At 70.8% G+C, this 24,092-nt stretch carries 20 protein-coding genes and 1 tRNA gene; 8 read left to right on the top strand and 13 right to left on the bottom strand.

Annotation, left to right across the window (positions count from 1 at the left end; genetic code table 11):
• The first annotated feature begins 46 nt into the window (after nucleotides 1-46).
• A complete protein-coding gene (locus ACIPFH_RS01670) occupies nucleotides 47-1,792 on the top strand; it encodes an FHA domain-containing protein (protein WP_401822036.1) in 1,746 nt (581 codons plus the stop codon).
• Here the strand turns inward: ACIPFH_RS01670 and ACIPFH_RS01665 are convergent.
• A complete protein-coding gene (locus tag ACIPFH_RS01665; RefSeq protein ID WP_401822033.1) occupies nucleotides 1,789-2,883 on the bottom strand; it encodes a methyltransferase domain-containing protein in 1,095 nt (364 codons plus the stop codon). The two genes, ACIPFH_RS01670 and ACIPFH_RS01665, sit on opposite strands and share 4 nt — an antisense overlap.
• A gap of 98 nt (nucleotides 2,884-2,981) precedes the next feature.
• On the opposite strand from ACIPFH_RS01665, the gene ACIPFH_RS01660 reads away from it, so the two are divergent.
• Nucleotides 2,982-3,395 (top strand): globin, encoded by a 414-nt coding sequence (locus ACIPFH_RS01660; RefSeq protein ID WP_401822031.1) that lies wholly within the window; start codon nucleotides 2,982-2,984, stop codon nucleotides 3,393-3,395.
• A 217-nt stretch (nucleotides 3,396-3,612) separates the two neighbouring features.
• Here ACIPFH_RS01660 and ACIPFH_RS01655 read toward each other — a convergent pair whose 3' ends face one another.
• From ACIPFH_RS01655 to ACIPFH_RS01620, 8 genes are all read right to left on the bottom strand, one after another.
• Nucleotides 3,613-4,293, bottom strand: coding sequence for a hypothetical protein (locus tag ACIPFH_RS01655; RefSeq protein WP_401822029.1), 681 nt, complete (start codon nucleotides 4,291-4,293; stop codon nucleotides 3,613-3,615).
• Nucleotides 4,290-4,712 (bottom strand): acyl-CoA thioesterase, encoded by a 423-nt coding sequence (locus ACIPFH_RS01650; RefSeq protein ID WP_401822027.1) that lies wholly within the window; start codon nucleotides 4,710-4,712, stop codon nucleotides 4,290-4,292. Before ACIPFH_RS01650 ends, ACIPFH_RS01655 begins: the two co-directional genes overlap by 4 nt.
• 6 nt (nucleotides 4,713-4,718) lie before the next feature.
• Entirely contained in the window at nucleotides 4,719-6,383 is a 1,665-nt protein-coding gene (ettA, locus tag ACIPFH_RS01645) for an energy-dependent translational throttle protein EttA (RefSeq protein ID WP_356252065.1), read from the bottom strand.
• A 309-nt stretch (nucleotides 6,384-6,692) separates the two neighbouring features.
• Nucleotides 6,693-6,980: a DUF4190 domain-containing protein gene (locus tag ACIPFH_RS01640; RefSeq protein WP_359123152.1), complete on the bottom strand. Its 288-nt coding sequence runs from the start codon at nucleotides 6,978-6,980 to the stop codon at nucleotides 6,693-6,695.
• A 249-nt stretch (nucleotides 6,981-7,229) separates the two neighbouring features.
• On the bottom strand, nucleotides 7,230-8,648 hold the full coding sequence (locus ACIPFH_RS01635) for a TQXA domain-containing protein (RefSeq protein WP_401822024.1): 1,419 nt from the start codon (nucleotides 8,646-8,648) through the stop codon (nucleotides 7,230-7,232).
• A 473-nt stretch (nucleotides 8,649-9,121) separates the two neighbouring features.
• The gene (locus ACIPFH_RS01630) at nucleotides 9,122-9,604 is read right to left on the bottom strand and encodes a single-stranded DNA-binding protein (RefSeq protein ID WP_401822022.1); all 483 of its coding nucleotides are present in this window, start codon (nucleotides 9,602-9,604) and stop codon (nucleotides 9,122-9,124) included.
• 277 nt (nucleotides 9,605-9,881) lie between these two features.
• Entirely contained in the window at nucleotides 9,882-12,059 is a 2,178-nt protein-coding gene (locus tag ACIPFH_RS01625) for a GTPase (RefSeq protein ID WP_401822020.1), read from the bottom strand.
• 3 nt (nucleotides 12,060-12,062) lie between these two features.
• Complete coding sequence (locus ACIPFH_RS01620; protein ID WP_401822018.1) at nucleotides 12,063-13,670, bottom strand: dynamin family protein; 1,608 nt, start codon at nucleotides 13,668-13,670, stop codon at nucleotides 12,063-12,065.
• A gap of 321 nt (nucleotides 13,671-13,991) precedes the next feature.
• On the opposite strand from ACIPFH_RS01620, the gene ACIPFH_RS01615 reads away from it, so the two are divergent.
• Nucleotides 13,992-14,064, top strand: a tRNA-Arg gene (locus tag ACIPFH_RS01615).
• A gap of 906 nt (nucleotides 14,065-14,970) precedes the next feature.
• Here ACIPFH_RS01615 and ACIPFH_RS01610 read toward each other — a convergent pair.
• The 3 genes from ACIPFH_RS01610 to ACIPFH_RS01600 all read right to left on the bottom strand — a co-directional run bounded on the left by ACIPFH_RS01610 (nucleotide 14,971) and on the right by ACIPFH_RS01600 (nucleotide 18,627).
• Entirely contained in the window at nucleotides 14,971-16,251 is a 1,281-nt protein-coding gene (locus ACIPFH_RS01610; RefSeq protein WP_401822016.1) for a hypothetical protein, read from the bottom strand.
• Between the two features lie 616 nt (nucleotides 16,252-16,867).
• Entirely contained in the window at nucleotides 16,868-17,344 is a 477-nt protein-coding gene (locus ACIPFH_RS01605; protein WP_401822015.1) for a hypothetical protein, read from the bottom strand.
• A gap of 128 nt (nucleotides 17,345-17,472) precedes the next feature.
• The gene (locus tag ACIPFH_RS01600; protein ID WP_401822013.1) at nucleotides 17,473-18,627 is read right to left on the bottom strand and encodes a 4'-phosphopantetheinyl transferase superfamily protein; all 1,155 of its coding nucleotides are present in this window, start codon (nucleotides 18,625-18,627) and stop codon (nucleotides 17,473-17,475) included.
• Between ACIPFH_RS01600 and ACIPFH_RS01595 the strand changes: the two genes are divergently transcribed.
• On the top strand, nucleotides 18,626-19,345 hold the full coding sequence (locus ACIPFH_RS01595) for an alpha/beta hydrolase (protein WP_356252104.1): 720 nt from the start codon (nucleotides 18,626-18,628) through the stop codon (nucleotides 19,343-19,345). The two genes, ACIPFH_RS01600 and ACIPFH_RS01595, sit on opposite strands and share 2 nt — an antisense overlap.
• 31 nt (nucleotides 19,346-19,376) lie before the next feature.
• On the opposite strand, the gene ACIPFH_RS01590 is transcribed toward ACIPFH_RS01595, so the two are convergent.
• Nucleotides 19,377-19,757, bottom strand: coding sequence for an S-adenosylmethionine decarboxylase family protein (locus tag ACIPFH_RS01590; protein WP_256918927.1), 381 nt, complete (start codon nucleotides 19,755-19,757; stop codon nucleotides 19,377-19,379).
• Nucleotides 19,758-20,262: 505 nt separating this feature from the next.
• On the opposite strand from ACIPFH_RS01590, the gene ACIPFH_RS01585 reads away from it, so the two are divergent.
• The 4 genes from ACIPFH_RS01585 to ACIPFH_RS01570 all read left to right on the top strand — a co-directional run bounded on the left by ACIPFH_RS01585 (nucleotide 20,263) and on the right by ACIPFH_RS01570 (nucleotide 23,970).
• Nucleotides 20,263-22,101, top strand: coding sequence for a GNAT family N-acetyltransferase (locus ACIPFH_RS01585; protein ID WP_401822010.1), 1,839 nt, complete (start codon nucleotides 20,263-20,265; stop codon nucleotides 22,099-22,101).
• Nucleotides 22,098-23,219: an HAD-IIIC family phosphatase gene (locus ACIPFH_RS01580; RefSeq protein ID WP_401822009.1), complete on the top strand. Its 1,122-nt coding sequence runs from the start codon at nucleotides 22,098-22,100 to the stop codon at nucleotides 23,217-23,219. Before ACIPFH_RS01585 ends, ACIPFH_RS01580 begins: the two co-directional genes overlap by 4 nt.
• Complete coding sequence (locus tag ACIPFH_RS01575) at nucleotides 23,216-23,494, top strand: acyl carrier protein (RefSeq protein ID WP_401822007.1); 279 nt, start codon at nucleotides 23,216-23,218, stop codon at nucleotides 23,492-23,494. Before ACIPFH_RS01580 ends, ACIPFH_RS01575 begins: the two co-directional genes overlap by 4 nt.
• 140 nt (nucleotides 23,495-23,634) lie before the next feature.
• Complete coding sequence (locus tag ACIPFH_RS01570; protein WP_401822005.1) at nucleotides 23,635-23,970, top strand: chaplin; 336 nt, start codon at nucleotides 23,635-23,637, stop codon at nucleotides 23,968-23,970.
• Nucleotides 23,971-24,092: the final 122 nt, after the last annotated feature.

Here is a 24,092-nt window from a genome sequence, read left to right as displayed (position 1 = left end):
TGAACACGCTTTAGGGACACCGAAGGAGAGAGGGGGACGCGCCGACATGCCGACCTGCCCGAACGGACACCAGTCGGGTTCCGACGACTGGTGCGAGGTCTGCGGTCACCGCATGGCCGGTGCCGTACCTCCACCCCCTCCCCCGCCGCCTCCGACCGCCGGCGGCTACGGCTTCCCGCCCCCGCCCGGCCAGGGCCAGGGCGGCCAGCCCGGTGGACGGCACCTGTCGTCCGTACCGGACCACGAACCCGAGCTCTGCCCGCAGTGCCGTACGCCCCGTGAGGGCGGTGCGCCGTTCTGCGAGGAGTGCCGGTGGAACTTCCTGACCAACACGGCCACCTCGTACACCCCGGCCGCCCCGCGCCCGACGGCGCCGGGCCCCGGCGCGGGTCTCGGCGGTCCGGGTCAGGGTGGTCCTGGTGGTCCCGGTCCGGGTGGTCCCGGTCCGGGCGGGGGCTACCAGCCGCCGCCTCCGTCCTACGGGGGCAGCGACTCCTTCGACTACCAGAGTTCCCGCCCGTCCCAGATGAACCGTCCCGCGGAACCGATCCCGCCGTTCGGCGGCGAGCCGTCGGGCCCGGGCGGTCCCGGCGGACAGGGCAGGCACGGCGGCGGACAGGGCGGACAGGGCAGGCACGGTAATCCGGGTGGTCCTGCCGGTGGTCCGCCCGCGGGTGCCTTCGGGCGTGACCCGTCCGGTCAGGGCGGCGACCCCTTCCGGCGCGAGCCTTCCGGCCAGGGTGGCGACCCCTTCGGTCGTGAGCAGGGCGGCCCCGGCGGCCGTCCCCCCGGCCCGCCCGGTGATCCCTTCGGACGCGAGCCGTCGGGTCCGCCCTCGGACCCCTACCGGCGTGAGCAGACCGGGCAGGCCTCCGACCCCTTCGGACGTGAGCCTTCCGGCCAGGGCGGCGCCCCCTTCCGGCGCGAGCCTTCCGGTCCCGGCGGCGACCCCTTCGGCCCCGGTGGCCGTCCCCCGGGCCCGCCCGGCGCCGGTCCCGGTGGTCCGTCCGGCTTCGGCGCCGACCCTTCGCGCCCCGTTCCCCCGCCGCCCGGGCCCACCCCGACGGCCGGTCCCGGGATACCGGGCCAGGGCGGCTTCGGCGGCGGCCAGGGTGATCCCCGAGCTCAGGGTGGCCCCGGGGCTCCGCAGGCCTTCCAGTCGTCCGGCGCGACGGCCCCGCCCGCGTTCCCGCAGGAGACGGGCCGTCCGCAGCCCGGCGGCCAGCCGTTCGGCGGTGAGGACGACTGGGTGATCTCCCCGCCGTCGAACACCGGCCCCGGCCAGGGCGCTCCCGGTGGCCCCGGTCAGGGCGGCGGCTACGGATATCCGCAGCCCGGCGCCAACCAGGCGCCGCCCCCGCCCGGGCCCGGCTTCCCGCAGCAGTCGGCCACCTGGATGGTGACCATCGGACCGGACCGTGCGTACTTCATGGCGATGATGCACCGCTCGGGTCCCGAGGCCGCGGGTCTGAACCTGCCCGCGTACTCGCCCGAGCAGCAGCGCACGCTCACCGGCAACCAGTTCACCATCGGCCGCCGTCGTCACTCCACCGGCGAGACCCCCGACCTGGACCTCTCAGTGCCGCCGGAGGACCCGGGCGTCTCGCACCAGCACGCGGTGCTGGTGCAGCAGCCGGACGGCTCCTGGGCGGTCGTCGACCAGAACTCGACGAACGGCACGACGGTCAACGGCTCGGAAGAACCGATCCAGCCGTTCGTCCCGGTACCGCTCCAGGACGGCGACCAGGTGCATGTCGGCGCCTGGACGACGATCACGATCCGCCGCGGCTAGGCGTCGACGGAGCCCGGACCCGACGGACCGGGCTCAGCCGATCCACCCGACGGACCGGGCTCAGCCGATCCACCCGCCGCCCGACCCGACGGACCCGAAGAATCCGACGAATCCGGCAGGGGCCACACGTACGGCCCCTCCGGTTCGTCGAGCCACGCCCACGCGTGCTCGGCGCCGAGCGTGATGCCGTACCGCTCCCGTCCCGGCATGCCCTCGCGCTCCCACAGGGCGGCCGCCTCGTGTGGGTCGAGGGTGCCCCTGGTCAGGGCCAGCAGGAACCGGAACCGGTCGCTCTCCCGGGCCCGGCGCGGCACCCCGGCGAGCGCCACCGGCTCCGGCTCCGGCCGGTCCGACCCACGCAGCGGCACGAAGTAGGCCGCGGTCTCCAGGAACCGTCCCTCGGCATGTCCGGCGTCCCGGACGGTCAGCGCGATCAGCCCGGTGGCCAGCGGGGCCAGGATCAGGGCTCCGGGGGCGCACTGGGCGAGCCAGTCGCGCGGGATCGACGTCAGCGTGCAGGTCGCGATGATCCGGTCGAAGGGGGCGCGTTCGGGGACCCCGCGCGCCCCGTCCCCGGTGACGACGGTCGGCCGGTACCCGGCGTCGTCGAGATGCCTGCGGGCGGACTCGGTGATCTCCGGATCCAGGTCGACGGTGGTGACGTTCCCCTCGCCCAGCCGGTACGACATCAGCGCCGCGTTGTACCCGGTGCCCGCGCCGATCTCCAGGACCCGGTCGCCGTCCTCGACCCGCAGCTCGGCCAGCATCAACGCCATCAGCGAGGGCTGGCTGCTGGACGAGAGCAGCACACCGTCGCGCAGCCGGGTGGCCAGCGGGGTGTCCTCGTACACGCCCCGCAGCCACCGTTCCCGGGTGCGCGGGTCGGGGCTCTCGCCCCAGCGCCGTTCGTATCCGCCCACGCCGCTGACGTAGTAGTACGGCACGAAGAGGTGGCGCGGGACCGCCGCGAACGCCTCCCGCCAGCGCGGATCGGCGGCGAAGGCCCCGCTCGCCTCGATCTGGCGCAGCAGTCCGGCCTGCGCCGAGGCGGCGAGGTCTGCCCGCTCCTGGTCGAGTGCGTCCGCGCTCATGCCTCCACTGTGCGACGCGCGGCCCCTGGAAGCGAGCCGCTGGGAGGGTCGGATGGGCGGTCCTAAGCCTCAAGTCCTCCGTCTCCCGGTCTGAGACCATGGGAGGCGTGAAAGAGATTCGGCGCGGCACGCTTCAGGAGCAGACCTTCTACGAGCAGGTCGGTGGGGAGGAGACCTTCCGCCGGCTGGTCCACCGTTTCTATCAGGGAGTCGCCGAGGACCCGTTGCTGCGGCCCATGTACCCGGAGGAGGACCTGGGCCCGGCCGAGGAGCGTTTCGCGTTGTTCCTCATGCAGTACTGGGGCGGTCCGACGACCTACAGCGAGAACCGCGGCCACCCCCGGCTGCGCATGCGGCACGCCCCCTTCGTCGTGGACCGGGCCGCGCACGACGCCTGGCTGAAGCACATGCGGATCGCGGTGGACGAGCTCGGTCTGTCCGAGGAGCACGAGCACACCCTGTGGAACTACCTGACGTACGCCGCGGCGTCGATGGTGAACACCCCGGAGTAGACCTCGACGAGGCCTGGCACGGGACGCGTCGGAGACTGCGGGGGCTGCGGGAGCTGCGGGCGACCCGCCCCGCGTCGGAGCCTGCGGGGCGAGCTGTCGAGAGACCCGTCCGGCGACTGCCGAGAGACCACGTGTGCCGGGGCCCTCTCGGGGTCCAATCCGGCGGACCTGCCGAGAGGCGCGTCGAGGGGTAGGCCGCTTCCGGACGCGACGAGCGTCAGCGCACGCTGACGTCGAGCATCCCCAGCTGCCCCGCCCGCCGCACGGCGATCGATCCGTACGGTGTGCGCAGCCGCAGCCACGCACCGAGCGAGAGCAGCTTCAGCTCCCCCGACCCCGTCGAGGGCCGTAGGAATCCGAGCGACTGGGCCGCGTGCACGGCGCGCACGGGAAGGCCGGTGTCCCCGACCGACCGGGACCAGATCTCCCGCCCGATCCGGTCGAGCTCGGCCCGTGTCCGCAGCTCGGACGTCAACTCCTCGCTGCGGGAACGGAATTCACCGACAGCCGCACCGACCATCGCGCGCAGCGCGTCCGCGGCGGGCAGCCCCGCCTCCGCCCGCCACCCTCCGCGCGGCGGCAGGACACCGGCCCACGGCGGCCCGGTGACGGCCGCGGGAACGGCGGCCGTCGCGGCGGCCTCGTCGACGGACTCCAGCAGCTCACCCGCCGACACGGTCACGTCCAGCGTGACGTCGAGGCCGTTCTCGTACGGCTTGCCCAGCCGGACCGCGCGGATCGCCAGCACCTCGAAGGAGGGCGGCCGGCCGAAGACGGCGAGCGCGGTGCCGGCCGCCTGGAGCCGTACCGCCGCTCCACGGTCGTAGTGGAGCAGCCGGGAGAGGAAGGCCGCGACATCCGCCGCCTCCCCCTCGTCGGCGAGGTGGAGCACCGTCATGCGGCGACGGCCTCCTTGTCGGCATCCTTCTCGTCGTCCCGGTATCCCTCGAGGAACTCGCGTTCCTCAGCGGTGATCCGGCGCGGCCGCTGCGCCTCGAAGTCGAACGGCACGATGACGGTGGAAGCGCGGACGTACACGACGTCCCCGTCCTTCACCTCGTAGCAGATGGTGAAGGACGCGGCCCTTATCTGGGTGACCCACAGCTCGATGTCGACCGGCGAGTGCCGGTGGACGAGCTGCCGCTTGTAGTCGATCTCGTGGCGCGCCACCACGGACCCCTGCTTGAAGTCCTTTTCCGGGCGGAACAGGAAGTCGATACGGGCTTCCTCCAGATAGCGGAGGAAGACCACGTTGTTGACGTGGCCGTACGCGTCCATGTCCGCCCAGCGCAGTGGGCAGCGGTAGATGTGCCGCAAGATCGATCAGCCCCGGGTCAGCTTCTTGTAGGTGGCGCGGTGCGGACGCGCGGCGTCCGCACCCAGCCGCTCGACCTTGTTCTTCTCGTACGACTCGAAGTTGCCCTCGAACCAGAACCACTTGGAGTCACCCTCGTAGGCGAGGATGTGCGTGGCGACCCGGTCGAGGAACCACCGGTCGTGGGAGACGACCACGGCCGCACCCGGGAACTCCAGCAGCGCGTTCTCCAGGGAGGACAGCGTCTCGACGTCGAGGTCGTTGGTCGGCTCGTCGAGGAGGAGCAGGTTGCCGCCCTGCTTGAGGGTGAGCGCGAGGTTCAGACGGTTGCGCTCACCACCGGAGAGCACACCGGCCGGCTTCTGCTGGTCGGGCCCCTTGAACCCGAACGCGGAGACGTACGCCCGCGACGGCATCTCCACCTGCCCGACGTTGATGTAGTCGAGCTCGTCGGAGACCACGGCCCACAGCGACTTCTTCGGGTCGATGTTCTCGCGGCTCTGGTCGACGTACGAGATCTTGACGGTCTCGCCGACCTTGATGGACCCGGAGTCCGGCTCTTCGAGCCCCTGGATCATCTTGAAGAGGGTGGTCTTGCCGGCGCCGTTCGGGCCGATGATGCCGACGATGCCGTTACGCGGGAGCGTGAAGCTGAGATCGTCGATGAGCACCTTCTCGCCGAAGGCCTTGGAGAGGTTGCTGACCTCGACGACGATGGAACCCAGGCGCGGGCCCGGCGGGATCTGGATCTCCTCGAAGTCCAGCTTCCGCATCTTGTCGGCCTCGGCGGCCATCTCCTCGTACCGGGCGAGACGCGCCTTGGACTTGGCCTGACGCCCCTTGGCGTTGGACCGCACCCACTCGAGCTCTTCCTTCAGACGCTTCGCACGCTTGGCGTCCTTCGCCCCCTCCACCTTGAGACGGCTCGCCTTGGTGTCGAGGTAGGTGGAGTAGTTGCCCTCGTAGGGGTGGGCGCGGCCTCGGTCGAGCTCGAGGATCCACTCGGCGACGTTGTCGAGGAAGTACCGGTCGTGGGTGACGGCGACGACGGTGCCGGGGTACTTCGCGAGGTGCTGCTCCAGCCACTGCACGGACTCGGCGTCCAGGTGGTTGGTGGGCTCGTCCAGCAGCAGCAGGTCGGGGGCCTCGAGCAGCAGCTTGCACAGCGCGACGCGGCGGCGCTCACCACCGGAGAGGTTGGTGACGGGCCAGTCGCCGGGCGGGCAGCCCAGGGCGTCCATGGCCTGCTCCAGCTGGGTGTCCAGGTCCCACGCGTTGGCGTGGTCCAGGTCCTCCTGGAGCTTGCCCATCTCGTCCAGCAGCGCGTCGGAGTAGTCGGTCGCCATCAGCTCGGCGACCTCGTTGAAACGCCTGAGCTTGCCCATGATCTCGGCTGCCCCGTCCTGCACGTTCTGCAGAACGGTCTTGGACTCGTCGAGCGGCGGCTCCTGGAGGAGCATCCCGACGCTGTACCCGGGCGACAGGAACGCGTCACCGTTGGAGGGCTGCTCGAGCCCCGCCATGATCTTCAGAACGGTGGACTTACCGGCACCGTTCGGCCCGACCACACCGATCTTCGCGCCGGGCAGGAAGCTCAGCGTTACGTCGTCAAGGATGACCTTGTCGCCGTGTGCCTTGCGTGTCTTGCGCATGGTGTAGATGTACTCAGCCAAGAGAAACCGTCCGGCAGCTTGAAATCTGGCAGTGGGCAGATACACCCCATCTTGCCTGAGGTCCACCCCTGGGTGTTAACCCGTTCGGTCGGGGCGCTGTGAGCTGGGGGTTCGTCCTTGGGACGGGGCGCGCGTCCGTCACTCCCGGTCACCGCCGAGTGACGGGACGGCCGGGGTGCGGCCCGATATCGCTCGGTACCGGCTTCACACCGGACGCTGAGGTGGCACGCAGCCTGAGGGCAGTGGCGGCAGCGGCAGCGGCAGGGTGCCCAGCGGTCGGCCGGGCACCCCGTGGATCGTCTACGGCTGTCAGCCGCCGACGTACCAGCTGAATCCGCCGTTGCTGGCGGCGACGGCCAGCAGTACGAGCCAGAGCACCACGTCCACGACGCCGAGGATGATGCCGGCCTTCGCCATTCCGGCGCCGTTCCTGACTGCCGCCTGGCGTCGCGCGACGGCACCGAAGATGATGGCCAGGGGTCCCAGGACGATGTTCAGGATGAACAGTCCGACGATGCCGCAGCAGAGACTCGCGATCGCCAGGCCGTTGGTGCGCGATCCGGAGGACACGGTAGAAGAGTTGCCATAACTCGTCATCAGATACTCCCGGTTGTCGGTTGCACGGACCGAGCGGGCCACGCGCTCCTTACTTTCGACTCATGTCTGCGCATGCCCCTTCGAGGCGCTCCCATGTCGACGAGCCGTCAGATACCGGTCCGCCACCCCGTCGGGCGACTCATCGACCTCATCGGCACCGACTTCACCGACAGGCACCGACGTCACCGGCCACGGCCGACGGATGGTCCGCGCCCGTCGGCACCGGCGCGCACTTCGGCCGCCGTCGGGTCAGTGCCGGGTCTCGTTCTCCTTGCGTCCCACGAGCAGCAGGGCCGCTCCACCGATGACCACCAGGCCGATGGCGGTGCCTGCGATGAGGGGGGTGGCGCTGGTGCCGCCCGTCGCGGCGAGGTTGGTGTCGTCGGTGCTGGAGGTGCCACCCACGGTGGCCGGGCTGGGCTCGCTGAGCGTCTGGGTGGTCAGGTCGGCGGTCTCGTCGGTCTGGGTCTCGCAGTCCAGGACGCCCGTGAAGCGGCTTTCGACGCCTTGCGGGCCGTTGATCGTGAAGTCGTAGGCCTGGTCTTCCTGGAGCGGGATCGTCACCGTCCGGGACGCGCCGGCCGGCATGGTGTACGCGGTCCCCATCAGCTCGAAGGTGAAGACCTGGTCGCCCTGGTTGGCGGCGGTGATGTCCACTCCGCTCTTCGCGCAGTTCTTCGCCGCGGACAGGGCCGGTACGGCGCCCTGCTTCGCCCAGGTCGCGCTCGCCGTCGCCGACACCGTCGACTCGCTGGAGCCGGCCAGGATCTGGGTCTGGCTGCGGCTCTCCGAGGTGAAGGCGCGGCCGACGGGCACCGTGGTCGAGGCCTGGACGGTCAGTTCGGCCGAGCCGTCGGCCGCGGCGGCGGGCACGTCGAAGAACAGCCGGCTGCCGTCCGTCACGGACGTGACCACCTTGCCGTCCTTGCCGACGATCCGTACGCCGCTGGTGGCGGCGTCCAGCGGGGGCGTCACGGTCACGCCGCTCGCGTTGGTGTGCACGGTCACCGGGCCGAGCAGTGTGCCGGGGTGACCGGACACGGCGGGCGCTTCGAGGGTGAGTGAAGCCTTGGGCTCCGCCATGGTGCGGGCTGCCTTGTGGAGGTAGTCCGCGAGACGCTCGGCCTGCGGGTCGACGGCGTCGACGTCGGCGCCGTCCGAATAGCGCCAGATGGCCACCTGGGTGCCGGCGGCCGCGTCCTGTTCGGTGAGACCGCCGGCGATGCCGGCCTTCTCCGCGAGCGAGGCGAGGTCGTTGACCTGGGGGTAGGAGTTCTGAAGGATCCAACGGATCCGGCCCGCGTTCTGGTTGGCGCCCAGTGAGGTGCCGCTCCAGGGCGTCTCCCGGTACTTGGCGTCCTTCTGCGTGGGGTTGTAGAGGTCGACGCAGTAGGTCTGCAAGGTGCCGCCGCCGTCGACGGACATCTCGAACAGGCCGGCCGACACCTCCTGGTCTCCGCTGTCGGCGTGGATCACGACGGCGCCATAGGTCTTGAGGCCGCCTATCGTCGCGGTGGCCCCGCCCTGACTCTGTGTCACCTCAGCGGCGGCGGCCGTGCCCGTACCGGCGAGCACACCGACGGCGACGAAGCCGGACACCAACGTCGCCGCGGCAAGGCGGACCACCCCTCGCCCGCGCGCGAACGGCGCGGAGAACGAAGAAATCACACAATTCCCCTTCGAGCGAGACCCGTTGATGTGGGGGGTACGGGTCCCACCAGCAGAATCAGAAGCCCCGTGAGCCACGTCCGGCATCCTAGAGACGTCGCGCACCACGCTTACCGGTCATCTCATCGGAACGCCGATCCGAATCGGAATCGTTATCCCCAAGATCGTCCAAGGGTCCGGCTTATCGACAAGTCCACTTAGCCGTTCGAAGCGCATGCGTCGATAAGCCACAGTTCGGTACGGCGCCGGTGGACGCGGGCACTGACAGCCCGTCACCATTCCGTCGCAGGGCAGCGCAAGTCGCCGTCGGCATCCCGCGCCGCCCGCGGTGCACGACACGGCACCGCACCGCACCACACGACACGGCACCGCACCACACCGCACCACACCGCACCACACCGCACCACACGGCACCACACCGCACCGCACGGCACGGCACGGCACGGCATCGGACCCGCCGCCCGCCCTTCAGCTCACGTCACCGCCGCCGGCTCACGGCGTCGTGGGGTGTGGGGTTCCGGCTCGGTGGCATCCGCGGCAGGTGTCTCCCAGTTGGGCTCGGGCCGCGCCGGTGCGCCGGCGCCCGTCCCCTCGGGGCGGCCCGACCTCCGGAAGGCGGAGGTGCCCCGTGCGATGTCATGTCCGATCGCCACGGCGTCGATGTCCGCCGAGGTCCGGTTCTGCTGTCCCTCGCGCGGCTCCGTGCGCACCTTCAGCCTGCCCTGCACCATCACCGGGTCACCGACGTTCAGCGAGGCCATCGCGTTGGTGGCCAGTTGCCGGTTGGCCCACACCGTGAAGAAGTTGGTGTGCCCGTCGGTCCAGGTGGCCTTCTCGCGGTCCCAGTAGCGCGCGGTCACCGCCAGCCGGAACCTCGCCGAGGCGCCCGTCGCCAGGTCCCGGTAGACCGGCTGCGTCGCCACGTTGCCGACCGCGCAGATCATCGTCTCGTTCATCGCGAACCCCTCCTCGCCGGACGGCCGTACCGCCCGGATACACGTACGGGCCCGTCCCGTACGGCTGCGTCCGCCGTGACCGCCGCGGTCCCGTGCACCGCGTACCGTCACCGCCCTCGCGGCGACCGCGTCCGTCACGATCGCCGCGAAGCCAGACTGCCTCCGTCGGAACAGGCCCGCCGAGCGCTGTGGACCACCACCCGCCTGTGGAAAACCCCACCACCCGGACGAGTGATCCACATGCCCCTGCCTGTGGATCACTCCCCTGCCACGCGGTTCACCTCGCGGCGGCCCCCACCCCCATGACCCGCCCGTACTGCTCCCGGACCTCCCGGTACCGCAGCAGCTCCGCGGCGACGGGATCCAGTACGCGGGCCCTGCCGCACCCGGCCGCCGCCTCCCGCAGTCGGCGCTCCGCATCGTGGCCGTACCGCCGGGCCGGTCCCCGAGCCGCCAGTCGGCAGCTCCACTCGACGAGCGGGCCGCCGATGATGCCCGTCACCATCAGCAGCACCGGAACCCCGAGGTTCGGCGCCATGACGCCGATGATCTGTCCGACCAGCCACAGTCCGCCGACGACCTGGAGGAGGGTCATGCACGCCTGTGCCAGCACGGCCACCGGCCACCAGCCGGGCCGCGGCGGTCGTCCCGGCGGCAGACCGGCCCGCGCCGCCAACTCGTCCAGCGCCTCGGGCAGTCCCTGGGCACCGCGTACGGCCGCCTCCCGCACGGCCTGCGCCCACGGCGTGGGCAGTCCCGCCGAGGCCCGCTCGGACACCGTGCGCACCGCCTGTTCGACGCGTTGCCGTGCCGTCGCCTCCTCGTCGGCCTGGGCGCGGACCGGCAGTCGTCCGGTGGGAGGGTCACGCCGGTCCTGGTGCCACCGCCACAGCCGCAGCCATGGCGTCCCGCACGCCCGGCCCGCGTTGCGCAGCCAGGCGCGTTCGGCGGCCTCTCCCGCCGCGGTGGCGCCCACGGCGTCCGCCAGGCGGTCGGCGAACTCGTCGCGCGCCTCCTCGCTGAGCCCGGTGCGCCGCCCGGTGGCGTAGACGGGCCGCAACCGCCACGCCGCGGCGTCCACATCGGCCGAGATCCGCCGTGCCGCGGCGCCCCGCTCGGCGACGAACTGGCCGAGCAGTTCGCGCAGTTCTCCGATGCCGTCACCGGTGAGCGCGGACAGGGCGAGCACGATCGCGCCCGGTTCGCCGTACTCGCCGAGGGCGACACCGTCCTCGTCGAGCAGGCGTCGCAGGTCGTCGAGGACCAGCTCGGCGGCCTCGCCGGGCAGCCGGTCGACCTGGTTGAGGACGATGAACATGATCTCCGCGTGGCCCGCCATGGGCCGCAGATAGCGCTCGTGGAGGACGGCGTCGGCGTACTTCTCGGGATCGACGACCCAGATGACGGCGTCGACGAGCGCCAGGACGCGGTCGACCTGCTCACGGTGCTGCACGGCCGCCGAGTCGTGGTCGGGCAGGTCGATCAGGACGAGCCCGCGCAACTGCGCCTCCGCGTCCTGACTCTGCACCGGCCGCTTGCGCAGCCGCCCCGGGATGCCGATCCGGTCGATGAGGGTCGAAGCGCCGTCGCTCCAACTGCACACGATGGGCGCGGAGGTGGTCGGGCGGCGTACGCCCGTCTCCGAGATGGTCACTCCGGCCAGGGCGTTGAACAGCTGCGACTTGCCGCTTCCGGTGGCGCCCGCGATGGCGACGACGGTGTGCTGACCGGAGAGTCGCCGCCGGGCCGCCGCCTCGTCGAGCACCCGGCCGGCCTCGGCGAGCGTCCGGCTGTCGAGCCGGGTGCGGGAGAGCCCCACGAGTTCACGCAGCGCGTCGAGCCGGGACCGCAGGGGAACGTCGTACGAGAGCGGTGTCGAGGGCAGGGCACCACCGCCACCGCCGCCACCGCCGCCACCGCCGCCCTTACCGCCACCGATCCGGGTCTCCATGACAGCGGCCTGCTCGGCGGCGGCGGCTTCGTTCACCCGGCGGGCGATGAGACCGTCGTCCCAGGCCCCGACGGACTCCGTCCGGGGTTCCGTCCCGGCTTCCGCACGCGGTTCCGTACGGGAGGCCGCGGGTGGGCGCGGGCCCGCGCCGGACTCCCCACGAGGGGAGGCGACCCCTTCCGCGTCGGGTACGCGCGCGTGGACTGCGGCCTCCCGCGCTTCGGATTCCCGCGCGGGCCGCTCGGCCGCACGGCCGTCCTTCGAGTCCGCACGGTCCAACGCCTGCTCCCCGCCTTCCGGGTTCTCCGCCCTCCCCGGGCGGCTGTCCTTCCCCTGCTCCGCGTCCCGGTTGCCGTCGTGATCGCCGCCCGCGCGACCGCCGTCCCTGTGGTTGTCGGCCCTGTGGTTGTCGGCCCTGTGCTGGTTGGCCCTGTGGTCGTTGTCGGTGTGGTCGTCGGCTGTGTGGTCGTTGTCCGTGTGGTCCTGGTCAGTGACGGCGGTCACCGGTCACCTCTCCTTCTGAAGTACGGACAGCGCGGCGATGAGTTCGGACTGGGGTTCGGGGTGGACTTCGAGTCCGTCGAGGGGCGCGAGGCGGCGCTCGCGTTCGGTGTGCATCACGCGGTCGAGGTACTCGGTGAGCAGCCGTCCGGAACGGTCGCGCAGCCGCAGCGCCCCGTGCGCGCCGATCCGTTCGGCGAGCCCCTCACCGGCCGAACGTGCTCTGCGGCCGCCCAGCAGGGCGGTGGCGACGAGCGCTGCGACCGACTCGGGATCCGGCGCGGCACCGCGGTCGAGGCCGCGCACCTCGTCCTCGGCGTACTCCTCGAGCTCGCGCCGCCACCGTCGTACGGCCAGGCCGATCCGGTGCTCGGCGTCCTCCGGCGGGGTGTCGCGGTCCGTCAGCTCCGGGGCGTCCGCCGCCGGTTCGCGCCGCCAGGCCTCGTCGACGCGCTCGTCCGCGGCCGTGACGGCGCACAGCAGGAGCGCGCCGAGGCTCTCCGCCAGGGCGTCGAGGAGTTCACCGGCGGTGCAGTCCAGCGGGAAGGCGCGCCAGCGCTTGAGCGCGTCGCCGGCGAGCACCGCACCGCTCTGCAAACGGCCCCGCACGCGCGTGTACTCGGTGTCGTACGCCCCCTCGACGGCCGAGGTGAGCCGCAGCGCCGCCGCGTACTGCGAGGCGGCGGCGCCTGCCAGTGCGGGCATCCGGGCCTTGAGGGAGTCGAGGACGCCCTGGGCCGTCCGCGCCAGCGCGTAGCGGCGGGAATGGGCATCCTGGACGTGGTGGACGAGCCAGGTCCGCAGCGGCGCCACGGCGGTGGCCGGAAGAAGCCCACCGCCCCAGGCGGACTCGGGCAGTTCGGGCACCGTGAAGCGTGGTACGTCGCCCAGCCCGGCCTTGGTGAGCAGCGCGCCGTACTGCCGGGACACCTCGCCGACGACCTGGTGGGGCACCCGGTCGAGGACGGTCACGAGCATGGCGTCGTACTCCTTGGCAGTGCGGAGCAGGTGCCAGGGCACGGCGTCGGCGTAACGGGCGGCGGTCGTGACCATCACCCAGATGTCGGCGGCGCAGATCAGTTCGGCGGCGAGTACGCGGTTGTCGGCCACCAGGGAGTCGATGTCGGGCGCGTCGAGCAGGGCGAGGCCGGGTGGGAGCGTGTCCGCGGTCTCGATCCGCAGCACGCGTCTGCCGTCCTCGCCGGGCAGCAACAGGTCGTCCGTGGACTCCTGATGGGGCGCCCACACGCGGGTGAGCCCCGGCAGCACCCGCATGCCGCTGAACCAGTGCTGGTCCGCCGGATGGCATACGAGCACCGGAGTGCGTGTAGTCGGCCGCAACACGCCCGCCTCGCTGACGCGCCGGCCCACCAGAGAGTTGACGAGGGTCGACTTGCCCGCGCCGGTGGAGCCGCCCACGACGACCAGCAGCGGTGCTTCGGGCTGCCTGAGCCGGGGCACCAGATAGTCGTCGAGCTGGGCGAGCAGTTCGTCGCGGTTGGCACGCGCGCGTGGGGCCCCCGCCAGGGGAAGCGGGAAGCGTGCAGCGGCGACACGGTCGCGCAGGGCGGAAAGTGCGTCGAGCAGCTGAGGCCGTACGTCCAAGGTCACCACATGCGAAGAATGCCCAATTTTAGGGGATTTATGAAGCATATAGGCATGTCTGCGCGCCGATAGGACACAACGGACGGAAGGTGCGACTGGGACAGAGGCACAGCGCAGGCATAACGAGTGCACAACACCCGTGGCCCGAGACGCCAAAAGCGATGCACGATTCGCACCTGCCTGCGATTATCAGGACCGCTTCACCGAACCTCCACATTGAGCCACGGAGGTGAAGCAACCAGGACAAGGAATCGGGAGCCCTATCCTTGTCCCCGGCAGCGTGACGGATCGGCCCACACCCGGGCAGCACGTACGAGGCCACCACACCCGGCCCCCGTAGCTCAGTGGATAGAGCAGGCGCCTTCTAAGCGCTTGGCCGCAGGTTCGAGTCCTGCCGGGGGCGCAAGTCTCCGCCCTCCCTTCGGGAGGGCATTTTTGCTGCTCAGAGCACGTTTCACTCGCCACGACGGCAGCCCCGGACACTTCCCCGACGATCAAGGGGAGGCTCCGGGGCTGGCCGGCTGTCACCAGGTTTTCGCGGGTGGCCCTGTCGAATACGTGTCGAAATCCTCGGCGCGAAGCCCCAGCCGGCGTCGGGCAGCTCAGGGAGATCCCCCGCGGCCTCCAGGCGCTTTTTCAAGTCAGGCAGCTGCCCTTCGACACACCGTGCGTAGGTGGCCAGCAGCACCGGCACGCTGTTCCCGGCCCATTCGGCCACCTGTGCGGGTGGGATCCCGTCGTTGAGCCACCCTTGGGGAGTGGATTGGTCCGCAGGACGCGCCGCCGCATCGCGTGCGCCGCCTGCCTGACGTCGAGGGGGGAAGGCGTCGACGGCTGTCACCAGGACCAGCAACGCCGTGGACAAGCGGTCCTTGATGAATGCGGACCAGGCCGCGGCACTCCTCGACTGGATCCGGCGCCGGCCGCGTGGAGGGAAGCGGCTGCACGCGTTCTTCGCCCACGCTGTACTACTGCGCTCTGCGGCCGGAGAAAGCCGTAGCCATGCGAGTGCAGGACGTGACGCTTCCCGCCCGTCCTGCCTCCGCACGTCTTCGAGTCGTCGACGGGAGGCGGGCGTACGACAACAGGCACACGCCCCTCACGAATCCGGCCAACGGGCATCCACATACTCGACGGCGAACGCGTACCAGCTCATCGAAGCCGACTCGGAGCGGGGGACACCGGCGGCCCGGTGGCAATGACGAAGGCCTCGCCCTTGCCCGTGGCCCGAATGACACCTCTTCCTGAGCAGTGGGTCCTTTTGGCCCACGATCTCCGTCACGACTCCGCAGACCGCTGCGTCCGGGCTTCAATTCAGGAGTTGCTGCACCGTTTTCTGCGTTCGTCCACTCGGTGAGTGGTCGAGGCCGTACGCGGCGGTCAGTTGTTGCGGTTCGGCGGGTTCGGGCGTGCTGTTGACCTTGTCTGCCGGACTGACCTTGGCTACGAGGTATGGCCCATTCCAAGACTTGTCCGGCTCTTCAAGAACCCACCAGAGGGTGGCGTATCTGGCATTGCGAGTATGCTCAATGAACGCGCTGCTGTGGACAATGCGCGACTGGTACCTCAATATTTCGACACCTCGGTTTGCGATCCATTTCGGAGCCGATTTCCCTTCAGGACGCCCCTTGTCCGCATGCCATGAATTTCGTCCTGAATGCGCGTACTCTTCACTGGTCAGTACGACTCTGTCGGCCCGCAGGTAAACCAAGTCAGCCGTAGCATTTACGACTTCATAGGATGCACTTTCAGGGAATTGCACAAGGCTGTCCGTTGCAACTTCCGTGCCGGGGTCGAGCTTGCGGCCCACACGCATGAACCGTCCCTGGGCGAGCAGGTCGTACTTCTTCTTCCGCTCGTCCGCGTACCGGAGCAGAACGGCTTGGTTTTCACTGATGTCCTGCAACCAGTCCTGCGTGGTGCGAGGGACGTCGGTGGCGATGGGGCCTCTGGCCGACACCTGGAAGAGAGAGCCAAGGACGTAGACGGTCACGGATCCGGTGTTCTTCGACCGCAGGTGGACCGGCAGCGTCACCCTTCCGTTCGTGATGTCGGCCTTCCCCAGCTCGACTGTGGTGGAGACGGATGCTGGAGTGCTGTACGGCTGGTAGATCTGCGCGTACCCGAAATTGACGGCTGCGACCAAAGTGGTGACGAGCGCTCCGACGGCCAGCGATCTGGGCCTGGGAAGCTGGATTTTCTGACGCTGCGCGTAGAGAAAGGTGAGGGACAAGAGGGACGCCATGCCCAGAAACAGCCAGACCCACAGGCAGCGCGTGTAACTCCAGCTCTCCGCCTGCAGAGCAAGCAACATGAAATTGACAAGCATGGATATGACCATGGCAACTACCACCGCGGTTCCCGCGTACCGCGCAAGTCTGGTGCCGGTGGCAAGATGGTGACAGTACGCGGCGAGCGCCGCCAACTCGATCAAAGCCACCAACAGCAGGAGAGCTCCGTTAAGGCGGCCGGCATAGGTGAGGGCGCCATTGACGTCCTCGGAACCGAGCCAAATGAATTCAGCGGCGGTGAAGAACAGGGTCGCTATGAGAACCGCGGTCAGTACCCTTCTCAGCGTCATGTCTTCCATGAGAGCGCCTGTCGGGTGGCGCCCGCTCCTTGTGCTCGCCCATCTGCATGAAGCTGAGACGCTGCGCGAAAGGATGCCCGACGCAACGCTGCGGATCTCTTTGGCAGCCATCAGAAAGCCCAAGCTTCCCAAGCTCAGGGCCCAGTGGCGTCCTCGCTGATGCGCAGGTCGTCTCTCATGCGTGCCCGCAGTACAGCAAGGGCGTCGTCATGGCTTCGGCACCCTTCCAGGCATACGGACTCGGTAGCCGAGACTCCCTCCATGACGCGATCACGAAGGTCGCGCAGACGACGGAAGGCATCCTCCGAAGCCCTACGACACGATCGGACGCGCTGATGGTCATCTGGTACCTCGGTCCAGGCATGGGGCTTTGGGAGAGCCGGACCGACGCAAAGGTGCCGGCACCGGCGGAGGATCCCGATCAACCGGGTGCCGCGCCTACCTTCGGCGTCGGACGTACCAACCCGCCACCAGGTTTCGCAGGGCGGCATTCGGCCACCTGGGCGCCAGGAACCACGCCTGCCGCGGTGTGTGCGGGGGGAGTCCACGCCGGGTGGGATGGGTGCCGGGAGGGCGGTGGGCAGGCGCCGTTACGGCCGACCCGGCGTCGGCGGCTCTACCCAGGCGTGTCGGACGGCGGGACCGCCGAGCTGCATCCGGTGCGGACTCCGGCCGTGTCCATGAGGTGGCGCAGGCGTCGGTGCAGCGTGCGCGGTGACAGGCCGAGCTCTGCCGCGGCCGTCTGGTCCGTCAGGCAGGCCAGCAGGAGCGCGAGGATTCTTCGGTCGAGGTCGGTCGGGCGTTCCGCACCGAGCTCCACGGTGGTTTCGGCTTCTCCTCCGATGCCCGGCAGTTCGAGGGGATGGGCGGTGCGCCATACCGTCTCGAACAGCGCGTCCAACGCGTCCAGCAGGCCGCTGCGGTGCAGCAGTACGGCGGCGGGATCTCCGGCCGGTGTGACCGTGAGCGGGACAAGGCCGAGGTCGGCGTCGGCCGGCACGAGTTCCATCGGCAGCTGGTCGGCGACACGCAGCTGCACGCCGTTGCGCAGCGAATCGATCGCGTCGGTGATGATGCCCGGCTCTGCCAGCACGGCCCGGTCCCCGGCGCGTACGGCCCCGCCCGGTCACCCGGCTGCCCCGAAGGCCCGCGGCCCATCCCCCTCCAACCCGGCCGAGAACGGCCGGACTTCCCTCGCGCGCAACTGACGGACGCCCCCCGTCACCGTTCGTACGCGGCCAGCACGGCCGAGCCGTCGTGCTCGATGACCCGCACCAGGCTCGCCTCCCCCTCCCGCACCCCGGTCGTTCCTCCCTCTCCTGTGCCGGACCCGGCGCCCGTCGGCGCCACCGCCACCGCCGCGGGATGGACCCCGTCGACGACCAGGTCCGCCAGGACCATGCGGCGTGGCGTGAGTCGGCCGGGCCAGGTGAGTACGGTCGGCGGCCGATCGGGCTCGGACAGCTCCAGCCCGCGCGGCGGCACCCCCAGCCCCACGCCGAGCGCTTTCAGGACAGCCTCCTTGCGCGTCCAGGTGCGCAGGAAGGCGGGCCGACGCTCGTCTGCCGGGCGGGCGTACAACGCGGCGAGTTCGGCGTCGGACAGGGCGACTCGGGCCGCGGAGTCGACGTCCATGTCACCGTGGGACTCCTCCACGTCCAGGCCCACATCCCCGCCCCGGCAGACGGCGACGCCGACGAGCGCACCGCTGTGGGTGACGGAGAAGTCGCAGGCCGGAGGCCCGCCCGAGCGACTGCCCGAAGCGAGGCCCGGATGAGAGCCCGAGCGGCTGGCCGAAGACAGGTCCGGATGAGCACCCGAAGACAGGTCCGGATGGGAGTCCGCGCGGCTGGCCGAGGACAGGCCCGGACGAGCACCCGAAGACAGGCCCGGATGAGCACCCGAGCGGCTGGCCGAAGACAGGTCCGGATGAGCACCCGGAGGGAAGTCCGAAGGGAAGTCCGAAGGGAAGTCCGGATGGGAGTCCGGGCGGCCGTCGGTGGAGGGGGCCCGCCGAGGGCCGGAGGGGCTGTTCGGGGGTGTCTCCAGGTGGACCTTGCCGTGTGGTCCGCCGCAGCGCGGACACACGCGTCGTAGGGGGACGTCCGCCGGGGGCAGGCCGAGCAGTTCGCCCAGGACCAGGCGGCTGAGGGCGCAGCCGACCAGGAACCGCCCTCTTCCCGCGGGGTCGACGGTCGACTCGTACCGGGCGCGCTCCACGGGGTCGAGGAGCCCCAAAAGGCCCGCGCGGGCGTCACCCGGGCGAGCCCACCACACCTGTACCGGGTGTCCTGTCACAGCGCCTCGTCCTGGTTCGATGATCAGCCCGCGCCTACACTCCTGCTCACACCACACCACACGAGGAAGCAGCCGCATGCGACTGCACACACAGGAGTGGGGAACGGGCGAGCGCGTCGCCGTCCTCGTCCACGGCATCATGTCCGACCACCGCACCTGGCACGAGCTGGCACCGGTCCTGACCGGGCGGGGCTACCGCGTCCTCGCCGTGGATCTGCGCGGGCACGGCGCCAGCGCTCGCGGGCCGTACGAGCCCCGGCTCTTCGCCGAGGATCTCCTCCAGACGCTGCCGCACGCCCCGGAGGTGGCGCTGGGCCATTCGCTGGGCGCGCTGGCCCTGGCCCTCGCGGTGGGGGAACTGCGACCGGCCCGCGCCGTCTACTCGGAGCCGGCCTGGCAACTGGCCGGGGCCCACGGATCCCTGGACCCGGCCCTCTTCACCCTGTTCAAGCGTTCGTCCCGCGCACTGGCCGCCCTCTCCCGTCCGCGTCGGAACGGGGAAGGGGACGGCGGGCGCCTCGACGAGCGGACCGCCGCCGAGCAGCAGGCGCTCGACAACTGGGACGAGAACACGGCCCTCGCCCTCTCCTCCCACCGGCACATCGACCACACGCCGGAGAAGGCTGTGGTGCCCTCGCTCGTCCAGACCTCGGACCCGAGCATGCTCGTCAGCGCGGAGATGCGGGCGGAGCTGGTGCGACGCGGTTTCGAGGTGCGTACGGTGCCCGACGCACCGCACGCGATCCACCGGGACCGGTTCGACGCTTTCGTCGAGTCGCTGTCGGGGTGGTTGTGAAGCCCGCGGGATGGCAGGCCGGAAAAGCGGGTCAGTGCACCGCGCGGAGCATGCGCGTCACGTTGATCCGCGTCGGCGAGAGGCCGAGCTCCACGCTCTGCATCATTCGCTCACCGTTCAGTCGGCCATAGGCGAGCAGGTCGACGTTGGCCAGGCTGAATTCGGGCCACGTGTGAATGCTGAGATGCGACGCGGAAAGCAGGAGAATCGCGGTTACGGCACCATTGGGGAAAACGTGCGACGCCTCACCGAGTACCGTGGCGTTTCCCTTTTCGGCGGCCGTGCGCAGCACCTTGAGGAGGCGCTCCTCGTCGGTCAGGATGCTGTGGTCGCTCACCCAAACATCGACGGCATAAGAGCACAGATCGTCGACATTTATACCCTCGGTGGCGAGGTTGGCGGAGTTGGTCATGGGGAACCGGGGGTGACGAACCGCTGCCCCCGTCTCCTTTCACATAGATCTGCGCTGGTCCGCGCGGCCAAAGGGGAAGGTTGCGAGGCCGGCAGGCGGCGCTCGGTGGTGCCCAGCGTAGCATCCGGGGCGCTCTAGGGCTCGCGCGTGCACCGCGTCAAGGGGGGAGGGCGCGATCCGAGGGATTCGACCGAAAACGCACCACAGCCCTTCCGGAAGAACACCCGCCAAACCCTCGCCGAACAGTCTTCGGTCCCCCGACGGGGCACCTGTCGAAGCATGAGTCGAAGTGCCGGGAAAAGGACCCGGTGGAACGTCTTGCAGAATTCGGGGAAATTCCCGTCGCGCACTCGAATTCCGGGCCGTTTCCCCCCGCACCGAGCGGGGCCGGGCGCCTGCTCACCAGCCCGTATACTCGATGGTCCCGGAATCCATCAATCAGCTTGCCTGGAGCAGCATTGTGACGAACGCGCGTCGGCACCCTCGGAGCACCACCGCGGATTCCGTGCTCACGGACGTGGCGGAAGCCGTCCGGCTCCAGGAGGGCCCGCCCGGAGTTCGGTCCGTCCTCCGCGCCCTGCGCCGTCTGGCGCCCGCCTCCACGAAGGACCTCAGCCGCGCGACCGGCCTGCCCGTCCCGATCGTGGCCGCCCTGGGGAACGAACTGCGCCGCCGGGGGCTCGTGACCACACAGCGCCCGTCCCGGCTGACCGAGGCCGGTCTGGAGCTCGTCGCCGAGCTCGGCATGGACCTCTCCCTCGACGCCACCTGCGGTACCTGCGACGGGCGCGAGCTCGTGATCCCCGACGTCCTGGACGAGGCCGTACGCCGGTTGCGCGCCCTCATGGAGTCGGGTCCCGCAGCCGATATGGCGATCGATCAGTCGCACTGCACGGCCGAGACCAAGGTGCGCCGGGTGCTCGCGCTGCTCGCGGCGGGCGCGCTGCCGGGCGGTTCCCTGCTGCTGATCGGTGACGACGACCTGGTGTCCCTCGCCGTCGCCGTGGTGGGCGACGTGCTCGGCGGCCCGATCGTCGAACAGGTGACGGTCGTGGACATCTCCCCGGAGATCCTCGACTACATCCAGAAGGTGTCGGCCGGTCTCGGCACCCGCGTCGAGACCGTCCGGCACGATCTGCGCCTGCCGCTGCCCGCCGAGCTCCACCGGCAGCACGACGTGGCCATGACGGACCCGCCGTACACCCCCGAAGGCGCCCGCCTCTTCCTCTCCCGTGCCGTGGAGGGGCTGCGGCCCGGCCCCGCGCACAGCGTCTTCTTCTCCTTCGGCGGCAAGAGCCCGGACGAGATGCTGGAGGTGCAGCGGGAGATCATGGGGCTCGGCCTGATCACCAACGGTTACATCCGCAACTTCAACGAGTACGAAGGCAGCGGCATCCTCGGCGGTGTCGGCTTCTTCCAGCACCTGCTGACGACCACCTCGACGGCCCCCTCCCACGAGGGTGAGTTCAGCGGTCCCCTCTACACCGGCGACAAGCGGACCCGGCAGCGCGAGTACACGTGCGTGGCGTGCGAAGCCCGGCTCCGCGTCGGGCCGGGCGCCCGCTGGACCTCGGTCGCCGCCCTGCGCGAGGACGGCTGCCCGAGCTGCGGCAAGGGCCCCTTCCGCCCGGGCCGCCTGGTCGCGGCGGAGGATGCGACACCCCTGGCCGAGCAGCCGTCCGCCCCGGCGGAGCAGGCCCCGGCAGGCCGAGAGGCTCCGGTGCCCGCGGGGACGTCGGCCCCGGTCCGGCACAGCGCGGTCCCGGCCCAGGGCCCCGCCCCGGCCCCGGCCGCCGCCACGCCCGTCGGACGCACCCACGGCTGGCGTCCGCCGACCGACGACGACCGTGCCGCCCTCGCCGGACGGGCGCGGCCGTACGTCACCCGGGGGGCCGACGAGCGCGACCTCGCGGCCATCGGACGGTTCGAGGCCGAGATCGCCCGTGTCTCCTTCGGCGAGGACGCCATCGACGACCCCGCGCGGTGGGCGTCCCGCCTCGGCCGTGCCATGGAGAAGTCGAAGGAGGGCATGATCGTCGCCGACGGTCCGGGCGAGGAGCCCGTCGGCTGGTGCTGGGTGAGCATCAACCAGAACGCGATGACCGGCGACCGCTACGCCAACTTCCGCTCCCTTGCGGTGTCCCCGGTGGACAACCGCAGCGACGTCGCCGAACTGCTCCTCACCGCCGGCCTGGAGTTCTGCCTGGCCAACGGCATCACCGAGGTCGTCGGCCGGGTGCACGTGGGCAACGTCCCGATGCGCACGGTGTACCGCAAGTTCGGCTTCGACCCCACCAGCCTGTCGATGAAGCTGTTCCTCCCGGAGGGGGACAGCGCCCGATGAGCGTCACGGACGGCTTCGACCCCGGCGGCGTCAAGTGCGTCGTATGGGACCTCGACGGCACCCTGTGGGACGAGATCGCCGTCGAGTCGGCCACCGACGACCTGCCCGCGCCCCGCCCCGGGACGCTCGCCGCGATCGACGCCCTGGCGGCCCGCGGTGTGCTCAGCAGCATCGCGAGCCGTAGCGCGCCGTCGGTGCTCGACCGGCTGGACACCGTTCCCGAGGTGCGGGCGCGCTTCCTGGCCCCGCAGGTGTCCTGGCAGGACAAGAGCGAGTCGCTGCGCAGGATCGCCAAGGATCTCGGCATCGCGGTGGACGCCCTCCTCCTGGTCGACGACTCCCCCTACGAGCGCGCCGAGGTCGAGGCCCTGCTGCCGGGCGTGCGCACCCTCGCGCCCGAGGACGTACCCGCGCTGCTGGCCGCGTTCGAGGGACGGGAGATCACCCCCGAGTCCCGCGAACGCGTGCACCGTTACCGCACGGAGGAGACCCGCCGGGCCGAGGGTGAACGCTTCGAGGGCTCGCGCGAGGAGTTCCTGCGCTGGTGCGACATGCGCCTCACCGTCGGCGCGGCCACCGCGGACGAGATCCCGCGCGCGCTGGAACTCGCCGCCCGCACCCACCGGCTGAACTCCTCCGGGCTCACCCCCGACCGCCTGCGCGAACTGGTCTCCTCGGCCGGACACGAGCTGTACACCGCCCGCATGACGGACCGTTTCGGCGAGTACGGCATCATCGGCGCCGCCCTCGTCGACCGCACCGACCGCACCGACCGCACCGACGACTCGGCGCCCATCAGGTGGTCCGTCCCGCTGCTCGCGCTCTCCTGCCGGGTGGCAGGGCGGGGCGCGGCGGCGGCCTTCCTGTTCCGGCTGATGGAGCGGGCCCGCGAGGCCGGCGCCGAGGAGTTCCGGGTGACCCTGCGTCCGACGGACGCCAACCTGGAGATGCGCATCCTGCTCCGCCAGGCCGGCCTGCGCCGTACGGACGACACCACCACCAGCACCCCTCCCGCCACCGCCGCGGATTCGGCGGTCCTGGGCCGGACGCTTCGGGGCGACCTGCCCGGGCCACCCGCATGGCTGCACGTATCCGACCGAGAGGACGCCGAAGCGTGACGGACACCCGAGAGCGCGCCGTGGTGGAACGGGAGATCCGTTCGATGATCGCCGACGCCGCCCGCCTGGACGAGGCCGTGGTCGCGGGACTCCCCGCCGCCACCGACCTGTTCGGCCCGGAGATCGGCCTCACCTCGCTGGCCGGTGTGACCCTGCTGGGCACGATCGACAAGCGCTACGGCGTCGACGTGGCCACGCTGGACCTGAGCCTGGACAGCCTCCAGTCCATCGCCACCCTGACCGACTTCGTAGCGACACACCTCCAGTCGCACTAGCCACCCGACTGTACGTCCCTCCTGTTCAAAAAGGGTGATCCGTCCGAACGCACCGTGACCCGCTCACGGTGGCGGCGTTGAACCGGGAGTGCGGTGGCGACCCCTGCCGCCGCGCGAACCGATTCCCTAAGGAGAACGTGATGTCTCGCATCGCGAAGGTGGCCGCTGTTGCCCTCGGCACCAGCGCCGTGGTGGTCAGCGGAGCCGGCCTGGCCATGGCGGACGCGGGTGCGCAGGGCGCGGCCGTGGGTTCGCCGGGTGTCCTGTCGGGCAACGTCGTCCAGGTTCCCGTGCACATCCCGGTCAACGTCTGCGGCAACACCATCAGCATCATCGGCCTGCTGAACCCGGCCTTCGGCAACACCTGCGCCAACGTCAGCGACCACGACAAGGGTGGCGACAAGCACGACGACAAGCACGACGACAAGCACGGCGACGAGCACGACGGCGAGCACGGCGGCGGCTACGGCAGCTGAGCTGCATCCGTACGTCCCGTACGTACACCCCGGTCGTACCCCGCGTACGTACCACCAGGAGAGCCCCGGCACCTCGAGCGCCGGGGCTCTCCCCTTTCCGCGACCGGCCTACCGCGAACGGC

Origin of the sequence: Streptomyces sp. NPDC088157, from assembly GCF_044741545.1 — a bacterium.
Taxonomy (GTDB): Bacteria; Actinomycetota; Actinomycetes; order Streptomycetales; family Streptomycetaceae; genus Streptomyces.
The sequence above is the reverse complement of the archived record's forward strand: the minus strand, read 5'-3'. Positions and strand labels throughout refer to the sequence as shown.

Excerpts from the sequence above, each read along its gene's own strand:
- ACIPFH_RS01670 (WP_401822036.1), top strand. The coding sequence starts at position 47 with ATGCCGACCTGCCCGAACGGACACCAGTCGGGTTCCGACGACTGGTGC.
- ACIPFH_RS01665 (WP_401822033.1), bottom strand. The coding sequence starts at position 2,883 with ATGAGCGCGGACGCACTCGACCAGGAGCGGGCAGACCTCGCCGCCTCG.
- ACIPFH_RS01660 (WP_401822031.1), top strand. The coding sequence starts at position 2,982 with ATGGGAGGCGTGAAAGAGATTCGGCGCGGCACGCTTCAGGAGCAGACC.
- ACIPFH_RS01655 (WP_401822029.1), bottom strand. The coding sequence starts at position 4,293 with ATGACGGTGCTCCACCTCGCCGACGAGGGGGAGGCGGCGGATGTCGCG.
- ACIPFH_RS01640 (WP_359123152.1), bottom strand. The coding sequence starts at position 6,980 with ATGACGAGTTATGGCAACTCTTCTACCGTGTCCTCCGGATCGCGCACC.
- ACIPFH_RS01630 (WP_401822022.1), bottom strand. The coding sequence starts at position 9,604 with ATGAACGAGACGATGATCTGCGCGGTCGGCAACGTGGCGACGCAGCCG.
- ACIPFH_RS01610 (WP_401822016.1), bottom strand. The coding sequence starts at position 16,251 with ATGGAAGACATGACGCTGAGAAGGGTACTGACCGCGGTTCTCATAGCG.
- ACIPFH_RS01595 (WP_356252104.1), top strand. The coding sequence starts at position 18,626 with ATGCGACTGCACACACAGGAGTGGGGAACGGGCGAGCGCGTCGCCGTC.
- ACIPFH_RS01600 (WP_401822013.1), bottom strand. The coding sequence starts at position 18,627 with ATGCGGCTGCTTCCTCGTGTGGTGTGGTGTGAGCAGGAGTGTAGGCGC.
- ACIPFH_RS01590 (WP_256918927.1), bottom strand. The coding sequence starts at position 19,757 with ATGACCAACTCCGCCAACCTCGCCACCGAGGGTATAAATGTCGACGAT.
- ACIPFH_RS01580 (WP_401822009.1), top strand. The coding sequence starts at position 22,098 with ATGAGCGTCACGGACGGCTTCGACCCCGGCGGCGTCAAGTGCGTCGTA.
- ACIPFH_RS01570 (WP_401822005.1), top strand. The coding sequence starts at position 23,635 with ATGTCTCGCATCGCGAAGGTGGCCGCTGTTGCCCTCGGCACCAGCGCC.